The following is a 21,388-nucleotide window of genomic DNA, read 5'->3' on the forward strand; positions in this document are numbered from 1 at the left end:
CGTCCGGCGACGCTTCCGCAGAGCCACGATGGGGTCATCCCGATCAGGATCGGCCGCCCGCACAGATGTCGGCGACTACGGGATAGTGGTCGGACGGGGGGAGTCCATCCGGCTCCGCACGCACGATCCACGCGCCCGTCGCGTGAGCCCCCAGGGACCCCGGCGCGAACAGGATGTGGTCGATGCGCCGCTCGAACTGGTCGACGGCCTCGGGCGGCGCGAAGCGGTTGGTGGAGCTGAGGGTGCGCTCGTCCGCGTCGGCGGGCGCGGCATCCCACGCGTCCCTCAGGTCCATGCCGACCAGCGGGGCCTGGGTGTCGTCGTAGTTGAGGTCCGCGAGCAGCAGGCTCGGCAGCGGCCGTCGCTCGCAGCCTTCGCGGGTGAGCCTGCGCAGGGCCGCGACCTGGGCGGTGGTCTCGTCGACCCGCTCCGGTTCCCAGCTCGTCGCCCCGACGACGACCCTGAGCTCCCCTCTCGGGTGCGCGACGGTTGCGACGAGAGCGGCGTTGACCCGCCCCTCCGACGGCGTCTCCACCCTCTCGACGCGCATGATCGGCCAGCGGCTGACCAGCCCGAGGCCCATCCGCACTCCCTCCTGGGAGGGGTGCTCCACCGGATCCGGCTCGGGAGGGAGGCCGACGGGAACGAACGCGGGCCACCCGCCGACCGCCTCGGCGAGCACATCCGCCTGGGTGCGCTCCGGCGTCCCCCAGCATTCCTGCACACCCAGCACGTCGGGTCGCTGTTCACGCACGACCGAGATCAGTCCCGGTTCCCGCCTTCGCCAGTCGTCACCGAAACGCCACCAGACGTTCCAGGTCATCGCACGGATGCAGTCCATGCCGACCATGCTCGCCGCCCGCCATGGAGCCCGGCATCCCCCTTGACACCCCCCGCGCCTCCGCAATTCGCAGGGAGCCGCCGACGGCTCAGCTGTGGGCGGCGACCACCCTGGCGACCTCGGCGCGCTCGGCATCCGTCGGCTCGGCGATCGCCATCCGGCAGTGCGTGTCCACCACGTCGAGCACCCGGTAGGCCTCCTTCATCCGCGCCATGTCCCCGCCGATGAGCGTGGCCACCTCGTCGACGGCCGTCTGCGCGGCGCTGATCGCTGCGGCATCTCTCGCGCGACCGGCGTCGGCCAGCGCCCGGAACGGCTTCGGCGTGACCGAGGACACCCCCGAGACGACGCCCTGCGCCCCCACTCCGACGGCGGCGATGAGGTCGCGGTCCGCTCCGGTGTACAGCTCGAAGTCGGCCGGCACCGCAGCGCGGTAGGCGGCGATGTCGTCGAGTGACAGCTCGCTGATCTTGGCGCCGACGACATTCGGCAGTCCGGCGAGCCGCACCAGCAGTTCGGGAGAGACCGGGTTCCCGCTCCGGGCCGGGTAGATGTACACGTACAGGCGGCCGTCGCCGACCGCCTCGGACACCGCCCGGTAGTACTCGAAGATCGAGTCGTCGGTGGCGGGAAGGTAGTACGGCGTGAGGGCGGCGAACTCGGTGGCGCCGAGCTCGCGGGCGATGGAGGTGAGCCGCACCGCTTCGAATGCGCTCGGCTGCCCGACGTGCACGATCACACGCATCCTGCCGGCGAGCTCGGCGAGTGCCGCTTCGACGAGCACGGAGAACTCCCCGGCATCCACCGCGGGGAACTCGCCCGTGGTGCCGAGCACGAACGCGCCCTCGTTGCCCGACCGTCCGACGAAGCGGAAGATCGCCCGCGACCCCTCGAGGTCGAGCGTCCCGTCGCGGTGGAACGCGGTGGGAACGGCGGTCAGGATGTCGTAACGGGTCACTTCTTGTTCTCCTTGGAGTTCTTGCGGGCTTTGCGGACGCCTCGCTGCGGCGCGTCGACGTTGCGGACGGTCGATGTGAGCAGGTCGGGCTGCGCGGCGAGCTCGTCGTGCGCCTTCTCGATCTGCTGGATGGTCTCGGGGCGGAGGATCGATTCCTCGAGCGACGTGCGCTCGGCCGCCGGCTTGCGTGCGGCGCGGATGGCGGGCATCACGATCGACAGCACCGCCAGCACGATGAGGACGATCGCGATCGGGCTGACGACCTCGAAGAACGGCCGCGTCGGCAGGATGGCGAGCGTGCGTGCCAGGTTCTCCTCGGCGAGCGGGCCGAGGAGCAGGCCCAGGACGATGGGTCCCGCGGGCACCTGCATCCGCTTGAGGAGCAGGCCGATCACTCCGAACACCAGCATGGTGATGACGGTCGAGAGGCTGTTCGACGTCGCGTACGTGCCGATGATGCAGAAGATCAGGATGCCGCTCCACAGGTACGGTTGCGGCACGTCGAGGAGCTTCACCATGCCCTTCATGCGCACCAGGCTGAGCCCGAGCGACAGCAGGGTCGCGACGAGCATGATGCCGACGATCGACACGACCAGATCGGGCCGGTTGGTGAAAAGGGTCGGGCCCGGGGTGATCCCCCAGATGATCATCGACCCGATCATCACCGCCATCACCGAGTCGCCCGGGATGCCGAGCGCCATCGTGGTGGTCAGCGATCCGCCCAGCGTGGCGCTGGAGGCGGTGTCGGATGCCGCCACGCCCTCGATCGATCCCTTGCCGAACATCTCGGGGTGCTTGGACGCCTTGCGCGCCCGTTCCCAGCCGATGAGCCCGGCGATGTCGCCACCGGCCGCTGGAATGAGGCCGACGCCGAGTCCGACCGCACCGCCGACCGCGGTCGCCCGGCCGCTCTGCCGGAGTTCGGACCTGTTCGGCCACCAGCGACCGAGGCTCGAGATCGGGCGCACGTTCGAGGCGTGATGGGTGAGCAGCTGATCCAGCAGTTCGGCGATGCCGAAGAGACCGATGATCACGGCGATGAAGTTCACGCCCTCGACGAGTTCGAGCACCCCGAAGGTGAAGCGCTGGTCGGCCGTCGCCTGGTACGTGCCGACGGTGCCGAGCATGAGCCCGAACAGGCCCGCCAGGATGCCTTTCAGCATCGACTTCGAAGAGATGCCGATCATGATCGCGATGCCGAACACCACGAGGGCGAACAGCTCAGGCGACTTGAAGTAGTCACGGGCGAAGCTGGCGATCGGCACGGCGGCCACGGCGAACAGCACGAGCGAGGCGAGGATGCCGACCGCCGAGACCATCGCGGAGATCGTGAGCGCGAGACCCGCCCTGCCCTGTTTGGCCATCGGGTAGCCGTCGAGCGTCGTCGCGATGGAGGCCGGCGTCCCCGGGGTGTTGATGAGGATCGAAGGAACCCGATCGCCGAAGTTCGCGGCCACGTAGATCGTCAGCAGCACCGCGAGACCCTGCACGGGCTCGAGGGTCATCGTGAAGCCGGCGGCGAGCGCGACGGCCATGGTCGCGGTGATGCCGGGGAAGGCTCCGACCATGAAGCCGAGCAGCAGCCCCACGAGCATGTAGAGCAGGATCGAGATGTCGAGGAGCGAGTTGAGCCCCTCCATGAGTGCGTTCACAGGGGGATCCTCAGGAGCATCCCGAACACGACGTAGACGAACGCCGTGACGGCGACGGAGTAGATGATGAGGCTCAGCCAGCGGCGGTGGCCGTAGACGAGCATGAGGGCGGCCATCAGGAGGGCGGCGGCGATCGGGAAGATCTCGATGCGGTAGCCGAAGAGGATGACCGAGCCGACGGACCACACCGCGATGAAGACGCCGGCGATCGCGAGGGTGGCGACGACGCGGATGACTCCGCCCGACCGCACGCGATCCAGATCCTCACGACCCGGGGCGGGCCGGGTGATCGCGACGACGAGGATGAGGATGGCGACCGCGACGCCGGTGACGCCGATCACCATGGGCCAGAAGCGGGCGTCGATCTGGCCGGGTGCCGCTTCGCGACGCAGGCCTATCTGCGTGGTGAGGAAAAGGTAGCCGGCGGTGAACGCCAGCGCGACGAGGCCGAAGGCGATCTCGAGGGGCCGTGAGGCGGCTTCGCCCTGATGCTCGTCCTGTTCGACGGTGTCTGAGGTGGACATCTCTCTCCTTCCCTGTCGTGGGGCGGGTGTTGAGCCCCGCCCCACCGGGAGATCAGCCCAGGAGATCCTGGAAGAGGACGAACTGCTCGTCGACGAACTCCGTCCACTCGGCGGAGTCGCGGTAGACGACCAGGTTTCCGGAGTCCTTCTGGAACTTCTGGTACGCGTCGGACTCGACGGCCTCCTTGACGGCGGCTTCGAGGGTCTCCTTCACGTCGTCCGGCAGACCCTTCGGGGCGTAGATCCCGCCCCATCCCCCGAACAGCACCTCTTCGCCGAGAGCCTCCTCGACGGTCGGCACGTCATCGAGATCCGGGTGGCGCTCATCGTGCATGACGGCGAGGATGCGCACCGCTTCGCCCTGGGCGAGTGCTTCACCCAGGCCCGAGACGGATGCCACGGTCTCGCCGGATGCCGCAGCGGCGACCGCGGTCGCGCCGCCGTCGTACGGCACGGGGGTGAACTCGGCGTCGGTCGCGGTACCGAGACCGATCGTCGCCGCCTCCCAGATCGAGCCGGCGCCGGAGTTCGCGACGGTGACCGCACCGCTCTTCGCCTTCTCGACGAGGTCTTCGAGCGATTCGATCCCGCTGCTCGCGCCGACACTGATGACGCCGGGGGCGAGCATGATCTGCCCGAGCAGGTCGTAGTTCTCGGGCAGCACGTTCGCGTCCTGCGTCGTGTTGAGCATCGCGATCTCGACGGGCGCGAAGCCGATGACGTAGCCGTCGGCCTTCTGCGACCCGACGTACTCCATGGCGAGGGCGCCGGCAGCACCCGGCATGTTCTCGGGGATGACGCTGACACCGAGGATCTGCTCCAGCTCGGTGGCCAGCGCGCGCGACGAGAGGTCGGAGCCGCCGCCCGGGTTGGCCTGGATGATCAGGCGGATGTCCTGCTCGGGGAACGACGACTCAGGAGTCTCGCCCTCTTCGACCTTCGTGCAGGCCGACAGGACGAGGGCTGTGGCGGCGAGGGCGGCGAACGCGGCGGCCGCCCGGGTGATGCGCGTGCGGGGCATCTTTGCTCCTCTACGTGGGTCGACCGTGTTGTCGACATCGCGAGGCTAGCAGTGTTGACTGTTAACAGTCAACACGAATGTGCGACGGCACCCCTGCAGACGCACGACCGATTCAGTCCCGGCGCTCGGCGAGCTCGCTGAGCATCCGGTCGCGGGCACCGTCGAGATGCGCTGAAAGCACCCCTGCCGCCTCGTCCGGCGAGCCGGAGCGCATGACCTCCATGAGTGCGACGTGATCGCCGGACGACTCGTGAAGATCATCATCGTGGTTGATCGTCACCTCGAGCAACGCCGCGAATGTCGGCAGATATTGATTCCAGGCGCCCTGCAGGCGCGGGTGGTCGGCGAGCGTGTAGATCTGGGAGTGGAAGTCGAGATCGGCCGTCACGAACGCGGCGTGGTCGCCGACATCCGCCGCCGCGGCCATGCGCCGCACGGCGGCCGCCATGGCCGCCCACCGCGCGTCGTCCTCGACGCGCATCGCACGCGAGAGGGCGAGCTGCTCGAGCGCGCCGCGCAGGCTGTAGAGCTGGTCGACGTCGTCGGTGGTGAGACCGGTGATGTACACGCCCCGGGGACGCTGCACCTCGACGAGCTTCTCGAAGCTGAGCTGGGTCAGGGCGTCCCGGATGGGGCCGCGACTGACGGCGAATTCCTCGGCCAGCGCCTCCTCCGTGATGCGCGCCCCGGGGGTGAGCTCTCCGCTGACGATCCGCTGCCGGAGCACTCGCGCCACCTGTGCGCCGAGGGACTCCCCGCGCTTCACCGTCTGCGTCACCGCCACCTCCTGTTAACGGTTGACAGGATACGCCACGAACTCGGCATCCCCTCGATCGCTCCGTAGACTCGCCAGTGGGCGCGAGAGTCGCGACGCGATGGGAGGCAGCAGGACGGTGACGGCACGGAGCATCTTCGCGCTGACCCGTCTGGCCGCGGCGGCGGTGTGTCTGGCCGCGCTCATCCATCGGCTGGCCTGGGGTCTCAGCTCGCAGACGATCGCGGGCCAGAACTTCCTCGCGTACCTGACCGTGCAGTCGAACTGCGCATTCGTTCTGCTGCTCATCGTCGCCGGCGTCATCGCCTTCCGCCGCCAGGCCGATCCACGATGGCTGACGATCGCCCTCGCCATGGTGCTGACCTGGACCATCACCGCCGGCCTCGCCTTCGCGCTGATCGTGTGGCAGGCGGGACTCCGCGGCATCCGCGTCGATGTCCCCTGGTCCGATCAGGTGATGCACTTCTGGCTTCCGGCCTGCACGGCGCTCGCCTGGACCCTCACCCCCGGACACCGCCGGGTGTCGTGGTGGGTGGTGCCGGCGTCGCTGGCCTACCCGTTGCTGTGGGGTGCGGTCACGATGTGGCGGGGTCCGCTCATCGGCTGGTACCCGTATTACTTCCTCGATCCGCGGCAGGTCAGCGGGTTCGGAGAGTTCGCCGTCACCGCCGCCATCGCTCTGGCGATCTTCGCCGCCGTTGCGACGGTGCTCGTGATCATTAGCAGGGTGCGCCCGTTCAGCTGGTCACGGGGTTCCGGCCGGCACGAAGAACCCGAGTGACGACGCCGCTGCGGCCACCGCCTCATCCGTCTTGAGTGCCGCGAACTCCTCTGCCGCCGCCCCTCCGACCAATCCGACCAGAATCGGCTCGCCCGTCGCCGGCAGCAGGTTGATCCAGGTGCGAATCGGCGCATCGCCATCCACGACGTGCCAGATGCTCGCCTCGGCATCCCAGAACGGCTCCTCGAACTGCAGCCAGATCGTCTCGATGGCGCCCATGGCCAGCGCCGTGATCGCCCCGCGGTGCGTGAGGGGCAGGGCGGGATGGAACTCGATCGCCTGCTGCTTGAGCACGCCGAGCGGCACGGTGACGACGACGCGGTCGAACGACAGCGACTCCCCCGTGCCGAGTCGCAGGCTGACGCCCGTGTCGTCGTAGGCGACGCGACTGACAGGAGACGAGAGCCGCACCTGCGCGCCGTCCAGCATGCCGTCGAAGACGGGGATGACATCGCCCGTCGACGCGGCGAGGTCGCCGCCGGGCACGGCCGGCGGGAACCACGCGGAGACCTCTTCGGCGTCGGCGCCCGTGGTCGCCGCGACGAAGGCGAGCAGCGCGGTGATGCCCGGATCGGCGACGTCCACGCCGGCTTCCGAGAACGCATCCGAGAGCGAGACGTCGGCGAGCAGGCTGCTCGCCGCATCGATCGCCGCCTGCATCGGCTGCGCATCCACCGGCTCGACCTCGCCGTCCGCCGTGAACCACCCAGCGGGCACGAGGTCCGCGATCGGGGTGCCGAGCGTCTCCAGATCCCCGCGGAGCTCCGCATCCGCACCGCCGAGCAGCCAGCCGCCGAACTGCACGGGCACCGGCCATGCGTCATCGGTCCACGACTCGATCCGGCCGCCGACTCGAGGCCGAGCCTCCAGCACGGTGACCTCGGCGCCCCCGTCGATCAGGCGCGCCGCCGCTGCGGAGCCGGCCAGGCCGGCGCCGATCACTGCGATCCGCTCACCGCTCTCGGCGGCATCCAGCAGTTCGACGGCCGCCCGCTGTCCGGAGCGGAGCGCGCCGCGCATCGTTCCCGGGGCGTCGGAACTCGTCGCCTCGCCCGCGAAGAAGAGCCGGTCGCCGACGGGACGCGCCAGGGCGTCGCGCACTCCTGGTTGCGCACCGACGGGCATGAAGCTCGCCGCGCCGAGCGCGAAGGGATCGGTCGACCATGCGCTGCGCACGACAGCGGTGGGCAGCGGGACGCCGTTCGACGGGGTCGGGCCCGGGGTGGGTTTCGCGGTGGCGGTCGGGGCCGGCGTCGGGTCAGGGCCGGGCGTGCAGGAAGCGAGCAGCACGGAGACGGCGCCGACACCGGCGCCGAGAAGCAGCGTTCGACGGGTCATCCTCATCGTGTCGCCACACTATCGCGCCCGCTCGTCGCCGTCGGCCTCGTCGGCCCTGCGATGTGCGCGCGGGCTCCACAGCATCACCTCGGTGGACCGGCGGATGCGGCGCCCGCCGGGCAGCGGGGTGACCCCGGCCGATCCCGCTGCGAACACGCGCATGCCGGGGCGGTTCTCCCGCTCCGTGCGCAGCGCACCCTCGAGTTCGAGGACGCGGCGTCGCAGCGTCCGGTTCTCGTTCTCCAGCGCGAGCACCCGCGCGATCGCGGGGAGGCTCATGCCCTCCGATGACAGCTGCGCGACCTCGCGCAACTGCTCGAGATTGCGCGTCGAGTACCGGCGGGACCCCCCGGTGGTACGACCGGGGACGACGAGGCCGATGCGGTCGTACTGACGCAGGGTCTGCGGGTGCATGCCCGCGAGTTCGGCCGCGACGGCGATCGCGAACACCGGGGTGTCGGCATCCATGCGGCGTTCAGCCATGGTCCCTCACCTCTGCTCCCGGTGTTCCGTCGCCGTCGCGTTCGTCATCGTCTCGCCTTGGCCATCATCTCGGCCCGCGGGTTCTCCTTGGGTTCGGCCTCCTGGAACCTCTCCAGCGCTTCCCGCGCCGCTTCGTCGAGGTGCGTCGGCACCGCGACCTGCAGCTCGGCGAGAAGATCGCCGGTGCCCTTGCTCGTGGTGACGCCTCGACCCTTGACCCGCAGAACCCGACCGGACGGGGTGCCGGGCGCGACGCGCAGCTTCACGATGTCGCCGCTGAGAGTGGGCACCTCGATGGTCGCCCCGAGGGCCGCCTCGGTGAAGGTCACCGGCACGGTGAGGCGCAGGTTCAGTCCGTCACGGGTGAACACCGGATGCGGCTTGACGGCGATCTGCACGACGATGTCGCCGCTCTCGCCGCCGTCGGGAGAGGGCCGACCGCGTCCGCGCAGGCGGATCTTCTGACCATCCGCGACACCGGCCGGAATCTTCACCTTGAACGGCTTGCCGTCCTCGCCCTGCAGGGTGATCGTCTCGCCCTGCACGGCGGTCGTGAAGTCGAGCGTGGTGCGCGCGGTGACGTCGGCGCCGCGCTGCGGTCCGCCGAAGCCGCGGTACCCGCCGGAGGTCCGGCCGAAGCCGCCCGTGCCGAAGGAACCGCCCTGGCCCTGGTTGAACATCGCGAAGATGTCCTCGAAGTCGGCCGACTGGCCGCGCCCCTGCTGACCGAACCGGCTGAACACGTCTTCGAAGCCGCCGGCGCCCGCGCCACCGGCCGTGAAGCGTGCACCGGAGCCCATCGCGCGGATCTCGTCGTACTCCTTGCGCTGATCCGCATCGGAGAGCACCGAGTAGGCCTCGCTGATCTCCTTGAACGTCGCCTCCGCCTTCGCATCGCCCTGATTGGAGTCGGGGTGATACTTGCGGGCGAGCTTGCGATAGGCCTTCTTCAGCTCGGGCTCGCTGACGTCCTTCGCGACCCCGAGGATCTTGTAGAAGTCCTTGTCGAACCAGTCCTGGCTAGCCATCGGCGCCTACTCGGCCGGCACGGCGACGACGACCTTCGCGGGGCGCAGCTCGACATCGCCGAGACGGTAGCCGAGCTCGACGACCTCGAGCACTGTGGTCTTCTCGGCGCCGGGTGTCGGCTGCTGGAAGATCGCCTCGTGACGCTGAGGGTCGAACTCCTCGCCCTTCTCGCCGTACGAGACCATGCCCATGCGCTCGGACACGAGGCGCACCTTCTCCGCGATCGCGAAGAACGGCGTCCCCTCGGTGAGATCTCCGTGCTGGGCGGCGCGATCGAGGTCGTCGAGCACCGGGATGAGGCCCTTGGCGGCTTCGCCCTTCGCCCGCTCGATCTCGACCTGGCGCTGCTCCTCGGTGCGGCGTCGGTAGTTCGCGTACTCGGCCTGCAGTCGCTTGAGGTCGTTCAGCAGGGTCGATTCCAGGTCGGCGAGGACGGCGTCCTCCGCCGCGGCCTCGCCGGTCTGGGCGGTGCCGAGGATGTCGTCGACCGTGAGCTCTTCGGGTGCGGCGTCGGCCGGGGTCTCGTCAGAGCCCTCGGCCGCGGCGGCCTCGCTGGAGTCCGGGTTCTGCGGCGCGGGGCCGGATGCCTGAGCATCCGGCCCCTCACCGGGAACCTCGGCGTTGTCGTCGAAGTTCTTGTCCGTCATGATTACTTCTTCTCGTCCTCGTCGTCGACGACCTCTGCGTCGATGACGTCCTCGTCGGAGGACTCCTCACCGGCGGGGGCGTCACCCTCGGGAGCGGCGCCTGCCGCGGCGTCCGCCTGCGACTGGGCGTAGATCGCCTCGCCGAGCTTCGTCTGAGACTCGTTGAGCTTGTCGAACGCCGTCTTCACGGCGTCGTCGTCATCTCCGGCGAGCGCCGACTTGAGAGCATCGACGTCGGCCTGGACCGACTCTTTGACGTCGGCGGGGAGCTTGTCGTCGTTGTCCTTGATCAGCTTGTCGATCGAGTACGCGAGGGTCTCGGCCTGGTTGCGGACCTCGGCGGCCTCGCGGCGCTTCTTGTCCTCGGCGGCGTTCTCCTCGGCCTCGCGCACCATGCGGTCGATGTCCTCCTTGGAGAGGGACGAGCCGCCGGTGATGGTCATCGACTGCTCCTTGCCGGTGCCCTTGTCCTTGGCGGACACGTGCACGATGCCGTTGGCGTCGATGTCGAAGGTGACCTCGACCTGCGGGATGCCACGGGGAGCCGGAGCGATGCCGGTGAGCTCGAACGTGCCCAGCGGCTTGTTGTCGCGGGTGAAGTCGCGCTCGCCCTGGAAGACCTGGATCGCGACGGACGGCTGGTTGTCGTCTGCCGTGGTGAAGGTCTCGCTGCGCTTGGTCGGGATGGCCGTGTTGCGCTCGATGAGCTTGGTCATCATGCCGCCCTTGGTCTCGATTCCGAGGCTCAGCGGGGTGACGTCGATGAGCAGCACGTCCTTGCGCTCACCCTTGAGGACGCCGGCCTGCAGGGCGGCGCCGACGGCGACGACCTCGTCCGGGTTGACGCCCTTGTTGGCTTCCTTGCCGGCCTCGCGCATGACGAGTTCGGCGACGGCGGGCATGCGGGTCGAGCCGCCGACCAGGACCACGTGAGCGATGTCGGCGACCTTGATGCCGGCTTCGCGGATGACGTCCTCGAAGGGCTTCTTGGTGCGGTCGAGCAGGTCCTTGGTCAAGTCCTCGAACTTCGCGCGGGTGATGGTCTCGGAGAGCGAGACGGGACCCGAGTCGGTCAGCGAGAGGTACGGCAGGTTGATGCTGGTGCTCGTCGAGGACGAGAGCTCCTTCTTCGCCTGCTCCGCGGCCTCCTTGAGGCGCTGCAGGGCGATCTTGTCGCCCGAGACGTCGACACCCGAGGTGTCCTTGAACTGCTTGATGAGGTAGTCGACGAGACGCTGGTCCCAGTCGTCGCCGCCGAGTCGGTTGTCACCGGCGGTGGAGCGCACCTGGATGGTCGAGAAGTCGTCGTCCTTGCCCACCTCGAGGAGGGAGACGTCGAAGGTTCCGCCACCGAGGTCGAAGACGAGGATGAGCTCGTCTTCCTTGCCGCGGTCGAGGCCGTAGGCGAGAGCTGCTGCGGTGGGCTCGTTGATGATGCGGAGCACGTTCAGGCCGGCGATCTCGCCGGCCTCCTTGGTGGCCTGGCGCTCGGCGTCGTTGAAGTACGCGGGGACGGTGATGACGGCATCCGTCACGGTGTCACCCAGGTACGACTCGGCGTCGCGCTTGAGCTTCATGAGGATGCGCGCGGAGATCTCCTGCGGCGTCCACTTCTTTCCGTCGACCTCGAAGGTCCAGTTCGTGCCCATGTGGCGCTTGACGGATGCGACGGTGCGGTCGACGTTGGTGACGGCCTGGCGCTTCGCGGTCTCACCGACGAGCACCTCCCCGTCCTTCGTGTAGGCGACCACCGACGGGGTGGTGCGGAAGCCTTCGGCATTGGCGATGACCTTCGGCTCGCCGCCCTCGAGGACGCTGACGACGGAGTTCGTCGTACCGAGGTCGATTCCAACAGCACGTGCCATGTGATTCTCCTTCTGGGTTCGGTCTGAAGTCTGCAGCGAATCAGCAAACCTGAGTCGCAATGACTCAACTGTACTCCGGGCTCCGCATGCTGTCAAAAGAACTTGATACGTGACGACTCAAGTTTGGCTTGCAGGGCTCGTGCGAGCCTTCTCCTATCCGCTGGTCTCGTCCAGTCCTTCTGCCCCCGCACCCGCCTTCTCCAGTCAGAAGGGTGGTGGGGTGTCGTCTTCGGTGAAGGTGACGGTGTTCTGGGGTGGGGGTCGGTCGAGGTAGACCTTCCCTGTGGGGCCGGTCCATGCGAAGATGCCGGCGCCTTGTTGTTCGACGTGCCATGGGGAGTGGTGTTTGAGGACGTGATGTCGGCGGCAGAGGTCGCCGAGGTTCTCCTCGCTGGTCGCGCCGCCCAGAGCCGCGTCGTGGTTGTGGTCGAGGTCGCATTTCGTGGCGGGGAGACCGCAGGTCGGGAAGCGGCAGCGCTGATCACGGGCCTTCAGATGTCGTGTGAGGTGGGCAGAGGGCCGGTACCGGTCGACGGCGAGGAGGGCACCGGTGATCGGGTGGGTGAGGATCCGGTCCCAGCCGGATGCCGCGCCGGCCAGGGCGCGGGCGGTCGCGGGGTCGATCGGGATGCGCCCGTTCAGCTCCGCCGGGGTCGTACCGGCGCCCATCAGTGTCGTGACCGGGACGTTCACCGACACGTGGGCGGTGATCGACGCGAGCAGCCCCTCTTCACTGTCGTGCCCGGCGGGAGTGCTGGTGAGCAGCAGGTCCAAGGCGAGGTCGCAGCGGAGTTGATCAAGGGTGCGCGGGTCTTCGGCGCACTCGTCGACACGAGGCTGGGCTTGCTCCGTTGATCCCGCCTGCACGATCTTGGCCATCCCGGTGAGCCGCTCGAACGCACCGTGCACAAGCGCCGCCGGCCCGGACAGACCGAACTCGGCCATCCCGTCGGCCCGGTCGTTGATCCACACGCCACGCTTGTCGCGAGCATCCTGATGCCGGTCCTCGATCGGGCGGGCCTGGAAGCGCTCCGCGACCCGCCGAGCCATCCGCCCCACCCGGTTCGGGGACTCGTGCTCGGCGAACGCGATCAACTGCTCCGCATACGCATCCCGCGCGACGGAATCGTCGAGATGCTCGCCGGCGTCGAGGATCACCCGGGCATGGGCCGCACTGATCCGCCCGGCCCCCTGTGCCTGCCACACCCGCGGGAACTGTTCCACCAGGAACGACGCCGCCGCCATCCGTCGTTGCACCGTCCGGTCACTGACCCGCAACGCCGCACCCAACTCCGCCGCGACCGTCCGCAGGGCCATGTCGCCGTAGTCGGGGTGCTCCGCCTGCTGCGCGACTTCGAGTGCGAGCCGCGACCCGAGGGCGAGAAGCCCATCGCGCGCGGCCTGCAACTGGCTGATCGTGCGCTCGATCTCCACGACAGAATCAGTGAGCGCGCCCAGCGCCCCCACCTGCTCCACAGTCGCATCCACCAGCGCCGTCATAACCCCCAGTACACCAGAGGCCACCGACATTCAAACACCAGATCCAAGCCATAAAATATCCAACCAGATCACGACTGGATAACGACCCGAGCGGGCACTGAAATCCGGGGCGATACCGCACTTCCAGTCCGCTTGACGCCGCAGCCTTCGTCTCACGGATGACGAGCTACTGGGCCTGGCCTCGCGGGTGCGGGTCGTGGTCGTGCCGTCGGTCGGCGATGAAAGCCTGCTCGTAGATGTCGTACACCGTGGCTGCCTTCAGATCGTTGTATCGGGCAGTCCCGTCAGCTGTTGACGCGGCGGCCTTAGCGGCGTTGTATCGCTGCCGGCCACTGGCGCTCGTCCTGAGCCAGTCGGCGAAGACCACGTGCCGTTGCGGCTCGATCGCACCCGGACTCCAGACGTGGAGGTTGGTGTTCGGGCTGGCGAACGTCAGCTGGCGGTGAGGATCGCCGCTCATCACGTCACGGAAGATGAGGAGAAACCCTGCGGCCTCCAACCGAGGCAGGTAGGCGGGTTCATCTTCGACGTCTGGGACGGTCAAATCGACATCGATGACAGGCTTGGCAGCGAGGCCGGGCACCGACGTGGAGCCGACGTGGCGAACCGACACGGCGAGGTCGCCGATCGACTCCGCGAGCACCCGGCTGATCTCGTCGAACTGCTCTCGCCAACGTTCGTCATATGCCTGGACGGGACCGGGGGCCGTCTGCCGGGATGCAACTCGCTCTCCCTGCCGGGCGGCATTCGCGCCAGGGTTGAAAGGTCGCCACAGAGGGTGCGTTCTCATGTCGCAACCATCGCACAGGCCGTGGACGCATCGACTGCCAAGCTCCGTGCGATCGGATATCTCCTCGCATCGCGCGCACTCAGGGGGCGGCGGACACATCAACCAGATCACCGACCGTCTCGGCTAACGTGGCCCGGGTGCCGATCGATCGAAGCCACATCCGGGTGAAGGCCATGCTCGTCGCTCCGAACGCGGACGGAACCGCGCACGCCGTCAGCCTCAATGCGCCCACTGCGGAGCATCCGGACGGGTATCACCGGCTGATCGGCGGCAGCGTCGAGCTCGGCGAAACACACAGCGCCGCGATCCATCGCGAGGTGCGTGAAGAACTGTCAGCGTCGATCAGCGATGTGCGTTACGTCGGCGTCGTGGAGAACATCTTCCGGATCGACGGCGAGGCCGGCCACGAGATCGTCTTCGTGTACACCGGACGCCTCCATCCCGAACCCGCAGCCACGGGAGCGACGCTCACCGAGAGCGATGGAAGCGTCGTCCCCGTCGTCTGGCGTCCGTTCGACGACAGCGCCGAACAGGTGCCCGTCTATCCCGCCGGGGTCATGCGGCTGCTCGAAACCGCCTGATCACTCCGTCGCCGGAGCCGAGGCGGCCGATCAGGCCTGCCCCCAGAACACGTCCTCCGCCGGACCGTCCTCGGAGAAGAGGTGGACTTCGACGATCTTCCCGTCGCGGACGGTGAGCAGGTCGATCCCGCCCATGTCCATCGAAGCCGCGGCGCGCGCGCCCGTGAAACGGACGGGCACGGCGACGAGTTCGCCGTTCTCCATCGCAGCGCCCGCGACCGAGAGCTGGAAGCTGCCTTCGCTGGCCTCCATCATTCCGCCGAGCAGTGCGCCGACTCCGTCGAGGCCGACGTGGTCGCCCGAGAAGCGGTTCGCACCCGGCTGGTGCCACACCACATCGGCGCTCAGCAGGCCCATCGCGGTGGGGACGTCGCCGCTGGCGAGTGCGTTGAAGTAGTCGGCGGCCACGGCTGCCGGAGTGTGCTCGTTCATTCTCTGTCTCCTCTATCGTCTGCCTGGAACGTCCATGGTTACATCTAGTAACCTGTTACCTCAACGTAACTAAGGAGACCGATGTCTCAGCCCGTCTGGAACGTCATGGTGGCGACCTGCCCGTCGCGCACATCGCTCGCCCGGATCGCGAACAAGTGGACGGCGATGATCGTGATCGCGCTGAGCGGCGGCTCCCTGCGCTTCGGTGAACTTCGCGATGCGGTCGACGGCATCAGCGGCAAGGTTCTCGCCGATACCCTGCGCGACCTCGAGCGCGACGGCATCGTCACCCGGACCGCGTTCGATGAGATGCCGCCCCGCGTGGACTACGCCCTCACTCCGCTGGGCGAAACCCTGCGCGAACCACTCACGGCCCTCGGCCGCTGGGCCGAGTCCCACATCGAAGAGGTGCAGGCCGCCCGAGAGACCTACGACGACCGCAAGGCCTGAGGCGAGCTCGCCCACCGACCTCGAAACACCGCCGTCACACGCACGGCTTAGGCTGACCGCATGCCCCGCCCCACCCTGCTCGCCGTCTCCCACGGGACGTCGGATGCCGAAGGCGCCCGCACGATCGCCGAGCTCGTCGACCGTGTCGCCGAGGCGCTGCCCGACGTGACCGTCACGGCTGCCTTCGTCGACGTGCAGCAGCCCGACGCCAAGGATCTGGCACTCGAGATCGAAGGCCCCGTCGTGATCGTGCCGCTGCTGCTGTCGAGCGGCTTCCACGTGCACCACGACCTGCACGGCATCGCCGGCAAGCGATCGGATGCGGTCGTCGCCGACCCCATGGGGCCGGACCCCCTCCTCGCCGACGTTCTCGCGCAGCGCCTGCCCCCCGCATCCGATGGCCCCGTCATCCTCGCCGTCGCGGGCTCCCGCGATCCGCGCTCGCTGACGGATGCCGAGGGCATGGCATCCCTGCTGAAGGACCGAATCGGGCGAGACGTCGAACTCGCCTACCTCGCCGCCCGCCAGCCCGACCTGCCGACAGCCCTCACGAACCACCCGGACGCGGTCGTCTCGATCTACCTGCTCGCGCGTGGGTACTTCTTCGACCTCGCCGAGCGCCAGTCCGCAGACCGCACGATCACGCTCCCACTCCTCGACGGCGGCCCGGTCCCGCAGGCCCTGATCGACCTCGTCGTGGCCCGATACGTCGACGCCGAGGCTCGGCTCGGCGACTGAGGGCGAGCGCCCAAGCACATCACACCGCTTCAGCACCAGTGTCCGGCGTCATATTTCTCACTGGATGACGCCGTGTGACGTTGCTTGACGCACTGAGTCGCCTCCGGTTAATGAACCAGGTCCAACTCCTTAGGTTGAAAGACAGCCATCCAGGGAGCAGGACCATGACCATCCAGCAGCCAGGGCCCGTACAGTCAGGGCCAGTCCGCGGTGCCCGCACGCGCACAGCCCGCGTACCGACGAAGCCGCACGGGCAGTGGCTCGTCGACGGCACCGAGCCATTGAACCCCAATGAGGAGTTCAAGCTCGCCGACAACGGACTCAACGTGCGCGAGCGCATCGAGACGGTCTACGCGCAGGGCGGCTTCGCAAGCATCGACCCGACCGACCTGCACGGGCGCTTCCGCTGGTGGGGCCTGTACACGCAGCGCAAGCCAGGGATCGACGGCGGCCGCACGGCGCAACTCGAGCCGCACGAGCTCGAAGACGAGTACTTCATGCTGCGAGTCCGTATCGACGGCGGCCAGCTCACGACCCACCAGCTGCGCGTGATCGGCGAGATCTCCACCGAGTTCGCCCGCGACAGCGCAGACATGACCGACCGGCAGAACGTGCAGCTGCACTGGATCCGCGTCGAAGACGTCCCCGAGATCTGGCGGCGCCTCGAAGAGGTCGGCCTCAGCACCACCGAGGCGTGCGGCGACGTTCCCCGCGTCATCCTCGGCTCCCCCGTCGCGGGCATCGCCGCCGATGAGATCATCGACCCGACGCCGCAGATCCACGAGATCGCCGCCCGGTTCATCGGCGACCCGACGCTCGCGAACCTCCCCCGCAAGTACAAGACCGCGATCACCGGCCACCCCAGCCAGGACGTCGTCCACGAGATCAACGACTGCGCCTTCGTCGCCGTCGAGCACCCCGAACTCGGCATCGGCTACGACCTCTGGGTCGGCGGCGCCCTCTCCGTGGTGCCGCGTCTCGGCGAGCGCCTCGGCACGTTCGTGACGCCCGACCGGGTCGCCGAGGTCTGGCACGGCGTGACCCAGATCTTCCGCGACTACGGCTACCGCCGCCTCCGCAACAAGGCGCGTCTGAAGTTCCTCCTGGCTGACTGGGGCACCGAGAAGTTCCGCGAGGTGCTCGAGAACGAGTACCTCGACAGCCCCCTCCCCGACGGCCCGGCCGCACCCAAGCCGACCAGCATCGGCGACCACGTCGGCGTGCACGCCCAGAAGGACGGCCGCTTCTTCGTCGGCGCCGCTCCCCTCGTCGGCCGCGTCTCCGGCAGCACGCTCACCGCTCTCGCCGACCTCGCCGAGGTGCACGGCTCGCAGCGCGTGCGCACCACGCCGTATCAGAAGCTCATCGTCCTCGATGTTCCCGAGACCGAGGTCGAGAGCCTCGTCGCGGGTCTCGACGCGATCGGCCTCTCGGCCCGCCCGAGCCTGTTCCGTCGCGGCACCATCGCCTGCACCGGCATCGAGTACTGCAAGCTCGCCATCGTCGAGACCAAGGCGAACGCCGCCGAGGCGATCCGCCAGCTCGAGGATCGCCTCGGCGAGCTCGAGCCCGAGATCGGCCGCCCGATCACCCTGCACGTGAACGGGTGCCCGAACTCCTGCGCCCGCATCCAGACGGCCGACATCGGCCTGAAGGGCCAGCTCGTCCTGATCGGCGGGGAACAGGTTCCCGGGTACCAGGTGCACCTCGGCGGCGGTCTCGCCGGCGTCGACCGTGAAGAGGCGGGGCTCGGCCGCACCGTGCGCGGCCTGAAGGTCGCAGCTGACGGCATCGCCGACTACGCCGAGCGCGTCATCCGCCGCTACCTCGCCGACCGCGAGGATGCGGAGAGTTTCGCGCAGTGGGCGCACCGCGCCGACGAGGAGGCTCTGCAGTGAGCACCCTGGTCGACATCCGCCCGGCCCGCCGCTCCGCCGAGGAGCTCAAGGCCCTCGCCGAGCGCGGCGCGATCGAGTTGCGCAGTCGCGCCGCCGACGAAGCGAGCCCGGCCGAGGTCGTCGCGTGGGTGGCCGAGAACTTCGCCGTCTCCCAGGCCGCCGTCGCCTGCTCGATGGCGGATGCCGCCCTGCCGCACCTGGTCGCGCAGAGCCTCCCGGGGGTCGACGTGCTCTTCCTCGAGACCGGCTACCACTTCGCCGAGACCACGTTCACCCGCAACGAGGTCGCCACAGCCCTCGACGTGCGCATCGTCGACGTGAAACCCGAGCAGACCGTGCGCGAGCAGGATGCCGAATTCGGCGCCGAACTGTTCGCCCGCGATCCCGGCCTGTGCTGCGCACGTCGCAAGGTCGAGCCGCTGCAGCGGGCGCTCGGCGGCTACGAGCTGTGGTTCACCGGCGTACGCCGCGAAGAAGGCCCGACTCGCGCCGACACCCCGCTGATCGTCTGGGACGAGCGCAACGGACTGGTCAAGGTCAACCCGGTCGCGAGCTGGAGCTTCGACGACCTCATCGACTACGCCACCGTGCACGAGGTGCCGGTGAATCCCCTCGTCGCGAACGGCTACCCCTCCATCGGGTGCGCGCCGTGCACGAAGGCGGTCGCCCCCGGCGAGGATCCGCGATCCGGCCGCTGGGCAGGACTCTCGAAGACAGAATGCGGGCTGCACCTATGAGCACCATCACGTCGCTGAGCACCCTCGACCTGCTCGAGGCCGAGGCGATCCACATCATCCGCGAGGTCGTCGCCGAGTTCGAGAAGCCCGTGCTGCTGTTCTCCGGCGGCAAGGACTCCGTCGTGGTGCTGCACCTCGCCGCCAAGGCGTTCGCCCCGGGCAAGGTGCCGTTCCCCGTGCTGCACGTCGACACCGGCCACAACTTCCCCGAGGTCATCGCGTTCCGCGACGAGACCGTCGAACGCCTCGGCATCAGGCTCGAAGTCGCCAGCGTGCAGGACTACATCGACGACGGCCGCCTTGCCGAGCGTCCGGACGGAACCCGCAACACCCTGCAGACGCAGCCCCTGCTCGACGCGATCGCTGCGGGCAAGCACGATGCGGTGTTCGGCGGCGCTCGCCGCGACGAAGACAAGGCCCGCGCCAAAGAGCGGATCATCTCGCTGCGCGACGAGTTCGGGCAGTGGGATCCGCGCAATCAGCGCCCCGAGCTGTGGAGCCTGTACAACGGCCGTCACCTCCCCGGCCAGCACGTACGCGCCTTCCCGATCTCGAACTGGACCGAGCTCGACATCTGGCAGTACATCGCTCGCGAGGACATCGCTCTCCCGCCGCTGTACTACGCGCACGAGCGCGAGGTGTTCCGGCGCGACGGCATGTGGTGGTCGGTCGGCGAGTTCTCGCTGCCGCGCGACCATGAACCGACCGAACGCCGGGTCGTGCGCTACCGGACGGTCGGCGACTCGAGCTGCACCGGCGCCGTGGAATCGGATGCCGCGGACACGGCATCCGTCGTCGCGGAGGTCGCGCGCTCGACGCTCACCGAACGCGGTGCCACCAGGGCGGATGACCGCATCAGCGAGGCCGCCATGGAAGATCGCAAGAAGGACGGGTACTTCTGATGACCGATACCTCGATTCTCGACGCGCCGGCTGAGGCGGTATCCCTGCTCGCCGAGGGCTCCACCCTGTTCCGCTTCGCGACGGCCGGATCCGTCGACGACGGCAAGTCGACCCTCGTCGGCCGGCTGCTGCACGACGCGAAGGCGATCCTGGCCGACCAGCTCGAGCAGGTCGCCGCGACCTCCCGCGACCGCGGTTTCGCCCACGGTGCCTTCGACTTCGCGCTGCTGACCGACGGCCTTCGCGCCGAGCGCGAGCAGGGCATCACGATCGATGTCGCCTACCGCTACTTCTCCACCGGCCGCCGCAGCTTCATCCTCGCGGACTGCCCCGGCCACGTGCAGTACACCCGCAACATGGTCACCGGCGCCGCGACCGCCGACGCCGTGATCGTGCTCGTCGACGCCCGCAAGGGCGTGGTCGAGCAGACCAGGCGACACCTCGCGGTGGTGTCGCTGCTGCGCGTCGCGCACGTGATCATCGCGGTGAACAAGATCGACCTGATCGACTTCGATGAGGCGCGATACGACGAGATCGAACGCGAAGCGGGCCGCGTCGCGACTGAACTCGGCCTCTCCGGCATCCGGGTGCTGCCGGTCTCCGCACTGCAGGGCGACAACATCGTCGACCGCTCCGGACGCACCCCCTGGTACGACGGCCCCACCCTGCTGGAGCTGCTCGAGACCCTCCCCAGTCAGCAGGAGACCGTCTCGCACGCCGCCGAGTTCCGGCTGCCGGTGCAGCTGGTGCTCCGGCCACAGGGCGGCCTCGCCCCCACGATCCCCGCAGCGGACGCCGAGCGCTACCGCGATTTCCGTGGCTTCGCGGGCCGCGTCAGCTCCGGCACCGTCCGCGTCGGCGATCGGGTCGAGGTGCTCCCCGGACGACTCGCCACGACGGTCACCGGCATCCACATCGCAGGCGACGAAGCGGATGCCGCGACGACGTCGCAGTCCGTGACGCTGACGCTCGCCGACGACGTGGATGCCGCGCGCGGCGCGCTCATCGTCGGCGCGGGCACGGCGCCCGCCGGCCGGAAGGAGGCCGTGGTCGAGCTGTTCCAGCTGGATCCGCGCTCCGTCACCACCGGCACCCGGGTGCTCGTCAAGCACGGCACCTCCACGATTCAGGCCGTCGTCGCCGAGGTGCTCTCGCGGTACGACCTGGAGACGCTCGCCCATCACGACGCCGATGACCTCGCCGTGAACGAGATCGGCCGGGTGCGTCTGCGCCTCGCGTCGGAACTGCCGCTGGAGCCGTATGCACAGGGCCGCGAGGGCGGCGCCCTGCTGCTGATCCACCCCGCCGACGGCGCGACTCTCGCCGCGGCGACCGTCGTGATCGTCGACGACGCACCCTGACCTGCTCAATCCCACTCGAACACCCACCCTGAAGGAGGCGAAACCGTGAAGATCAACCGCACCATCAAGACACTCACCGCTCTGG

Annotated in this window: 22 protein-coding genes; 8 read left to right on the plus strand and 14 right to left on the minus strand. The window is 68.8% G+C overall.

Annotated features, from left to right (window positions below; genetic code table 11):
* Nucleotides 1-43: 43 nt before the first annotated feature.
* The 6 genes from CUR96_RS11270 to CUR96_RS11295 form a co-directional block, all read right to left on the minus strand.
* On the minus strand, nt 44-841 hold the full coding sequence (locus tag CUR96_RS11270) for an endonuclease/exonuclease/phosphatase family protein (protein ID WP_180969011.1): 798 nt from the start codon (nt 839-841) through the stop codon (nt 44-46).
* Between the two features lie 88 nt (nt 842-929).
* Nucleotides 930-1,799: a dihydrodipicolinate synthase family protein gene (locus CUR96_RS11275; RefSeq protein WP_102193413.1), complete on the minus strand. Its 870-nt coding sequence runs from the start codon at nt 1,797-1,799 to the stop codon at nt 930-932.
* Complete coding sequence (locus CUR96_RS11280; protein ID WP_102193414.1) at nt 1,796-3,451, minus strand: tripartite tricarboxylate transporter permease; 1,656 nt, start codon at nt 3,449-3,451, stop codon at nt 1,796-1,798. The genes CUR96_RS11275 and CUR96_RS11280 overlap by 4 nt, the downstream gene beginning before the upstream one ends.
* On the minus strand, nt 3,448-3,975 hold the full coding sequence (locus tag CUR96_RS11285; RefSeq protein WP_102193415.1) for a tripartite tricarboxylate transporter TctB family protein: 528 nt from the start codon (nt 3,973-3,975) through the stop codon (nt 3,448-3,450). The genes CUR96_RS11280 and CUR96_RS11285 overlap by 4 nt, the downstream gene beginning before the upstream one ends.
* Before the next feature lie 52 nt (nt 3,976-4,027).
* Nucleotides 4,028-4,996 (minus strand): tripartite tricarboxylate transporter substrate binding protein, encoded by a 969-nt coding sequence (locus CUR96_RS11290; protein WP_102193416.1) that lies wholly within the window; start codon nt 4,994-4,996, stop codon nt 4,028-4,030.
* Nucleotides 4,997-5,108: 112 nt separating this feature from the next.
* Nucleotides 5,109-5,774, minus strand: coding sequence for a GntR family transcriptional regulator (locus CUR96_RS11295; protein WP_102193417.1), 666 nt, complete (start codon nt 5,772-5,774; stop codon nt 5,109-5,111).
* 115 nt (nt 5,775-5,889) lie between these two features.
* Here CUR96_RS11295 and CUR96_RS11300 point away from each other — a divergent pair, with 115 nt between their 5' ends.
* Complete coding sequence (locus tag CUR96_RS11300; protein WP_245861211.1) at nt 5,890-6,552, plus strand: Pr6Pr family membrane protein; 663 nt, start codon at nt 5,890-5,892, stop codon at nt 6,550-6,552.
* Here CUR96_RS11300 and CUR96_RS11305 read toward each other — a convergent pair.
* From CUR96_RS11305 to CUR96_RS11335, 7 genes are all read right to left on the minus strand, one after another.
* Nucleotides 6,517-7,890 (minus strand): flavin monoamine oxidase family protein, encoded by a 1,374-nt coding sequence (locus CUR96_RS11305; protein ID WP_245861212.1) that lies wholly within the window; start codon nt 7,888-7,890, stop codon nt 6,517-6,519. The genes CUR96_RS11300 and CUR96_RS11305 overlap by 36 nt on opposite strands.
* Before the next feature lie 18 nt (nt 7,891-7,908).
* A complete protein-coding gene (locus tag CUR96_RS11310; RefSeq protein WP_102193420.1) occupies nt 7,909-8,373 on the minus strand; it encodes a heat shock protein transcriptional repressor HspR in 465 nt (154 codons plus the stop codon).
* 44 nt (nt 8,374-8,417) lie between these two features.
* Nucleotides 8,418-9,401, minus strand: a complete 984-nt coding sequence (locus CUR96_RS11315; RefSeq protein WP_102193421.1) for a DnaJ C-terminal domain-containing protein — start codon at nt 9,399-9,401, stop codon at nt 8,418-8,420.
* 6 nt (nt 9,402-9,407) lie between these two features.
* Complete coding sequence (locus CUR96_RS11320; protein ID WP_102193422.1) at nt 9,408-10,049, minus strand: nucleotide exchange factor GrpE; 642 nt, start codon at nt 10,047-10,049, stop codon at nt 9,408-9,410.
* A 2-nt stretch (nt 10,050-10,051) separates the two neighbouring features.
* Nucleotides 10,052-11,914: a molecular chaperone DnaK gene (gene dnaK, locus CUR96_RS11325; RefSeq protein WP_102193423.1), complete on the minus strand. Its 1,863-nt coding sequence runs from the start codon at nt 11,912-11,914 to the stop codon at nt 10,052-10,054.
* A gap of 204 nt (nt 11,915-12,118) precedes the next feature.
* A complete protein-coding gene (locus tag CUR96_RS11330; RefSeq protein WP_245861214.1) occupies nt 12,119-13,444 on the minus strand; it encodes an HNH endonuclease signature motif containing protein in 1,326 nt (441 codons plus the stop codon).
* Nucleotides 13,445-13,580: 136 nt separating this feature from the next.
* Complete coding sequence (locus CUR96_RS11335) at nt 13,581-14,204, minus strand: GrpB family protein (protein WP_102193425.1); 624 nt, start codon at nt 14,202-14,204, stop codon at nt 13,581-13,583.
* A gap of 137 nt (nt 14,205-14,341) precedes the next feature.
* On the opposite strand from CUR96_RS11335, the gene CUR96_RS11340 reads away from it, so the two are divergent.
* On the plus strand, nt 14,342-14,785 hold the full coding sequence (locus tag CUR96_RS11340; protein WP_146008152.1) for an NUDIX hydrolase: 444 nt from the start codon (nt 14,342-14,344) through the stop codon (nt 14,783-14,785).
* Between the two features lie 30 nt (nt 14,786-14,815).
* Here the strand turns inward: CUR96_RS11340 and CUR96_RS11345 are convergent, their stop codons facing one another.
* Nucleotides 14,816-15,217: a nuclear transport factor 2 family protein gene (locus CUR96_RS11345; RefSeq protein WP_102193427.1), complete on the minus strand. Its 402-nt coding sequence runs from the start codon at nt 15,215-15,217 to the stop codon at nt 14,816-14,818.
* A gap of 81 nt (nt 15,218-15,298) precedes the next feature.
* Here CUR96_RS11345 and CUR96_RS11350 point away from each other — a divergent pair, with 81 nt between their 5' ends.
* The 6 genes from CUR96_RS11350 to CUR96_RS11375 all read left to right on the plus strand — a co-directional run bounded on the left by CUR96_RS11350 (nt 15,299) and on the right by CUR96_RS11375 (nt 21,303).
* Nucleotides 15,299-15,667, plus strand: coding sequence for a winged helix-turn-helix transcriptional regulator (locus CUR96_RS11350; protein WP_102193428.1), 369 nt, complete (start codon nt 15,299-15,301; stop codon nt 15,665-15,667).
* Nucleotides 15,668-15,727: 60 nt separating this feature from the next.
* The gene (locus tag CUR96_RS11355) at nt 15,728-16,405 is read left to right on the plus strand and encodes a sirohydrochlorin chelatase (RefSeq protein ID WP_102193429.1); all 678 of its coding nucleotides are present in this window, start codon (nt 15,728-15,730) and stop codon (nt 16,403-16,405) included.
* A 164-nt stretch (nt 16,406-16,569) separates the two neighbouring features.
* A complete protein-coding gene (locus CUR96_RS11360; RefSeq protein WP_102193430.1) occupies nt 16,570-18,303 on the plus strand; it encodes a nitrite/sulfite reductase in 1,734 nt (577 codons plus the stop codon).
* Nucleotides 18,300-19,040, plus strand: a complete 741-nt coding sequence (locus CUR96_RS11365; RefSeq protein ID WP_102193431.1) for a phosphoadenylyl-sulfate reductase — start codon at nt 18,300-18,302, stop codon at nt 19,038-19,040. Before CUR96_RS11360 ends, CUR96_RS11365 begins: the two co-directional genes overlap by 4 nt.
* Nucleotides 19,037-19,942 (plus strand): sulfate adenylyltransferase subunit CysD, encoded by a 906-nt coding sequence (gene cysD / locus CUR96_RS11370; RefSeq protein WP_348639577.1) that lies wholly within the window; start codon nt 19,037-19,039, stop codon nt 19,940-19,942. The genes CUR96_RS11365 and cysD overlap by 4 nt, the downstream gene beginning before the upstream one ends.
* Nucleotides 19,942-21,303 (plus strand): sulfate adenylyltransferase subunit 1, encoded by a 1,362-nt coding sequence (locus CUR96_RS11375; RefSeq protein ID WP_102193433.1) that lies wholly within the window; start codon nt 19,942-19,944, stop codon nt 21,301-21,303. Before cysD ends, CUR96_RS11375 begins: the two co-directional genes overlap by 1 nt.
* Nucleotides 21,304-21,388 lie beyond the last annotated feature (85 nt).

This window comes from Microbacterium aurantiacum (assembly GCF_002872075.1).
Taxonomy (GTDB): Bacteria; Actinomycetota; Actinomycetes; order Actinomycetales; family Microbacteriaceae; genus Microbacterium; species Microbacterium aurantiacum_A.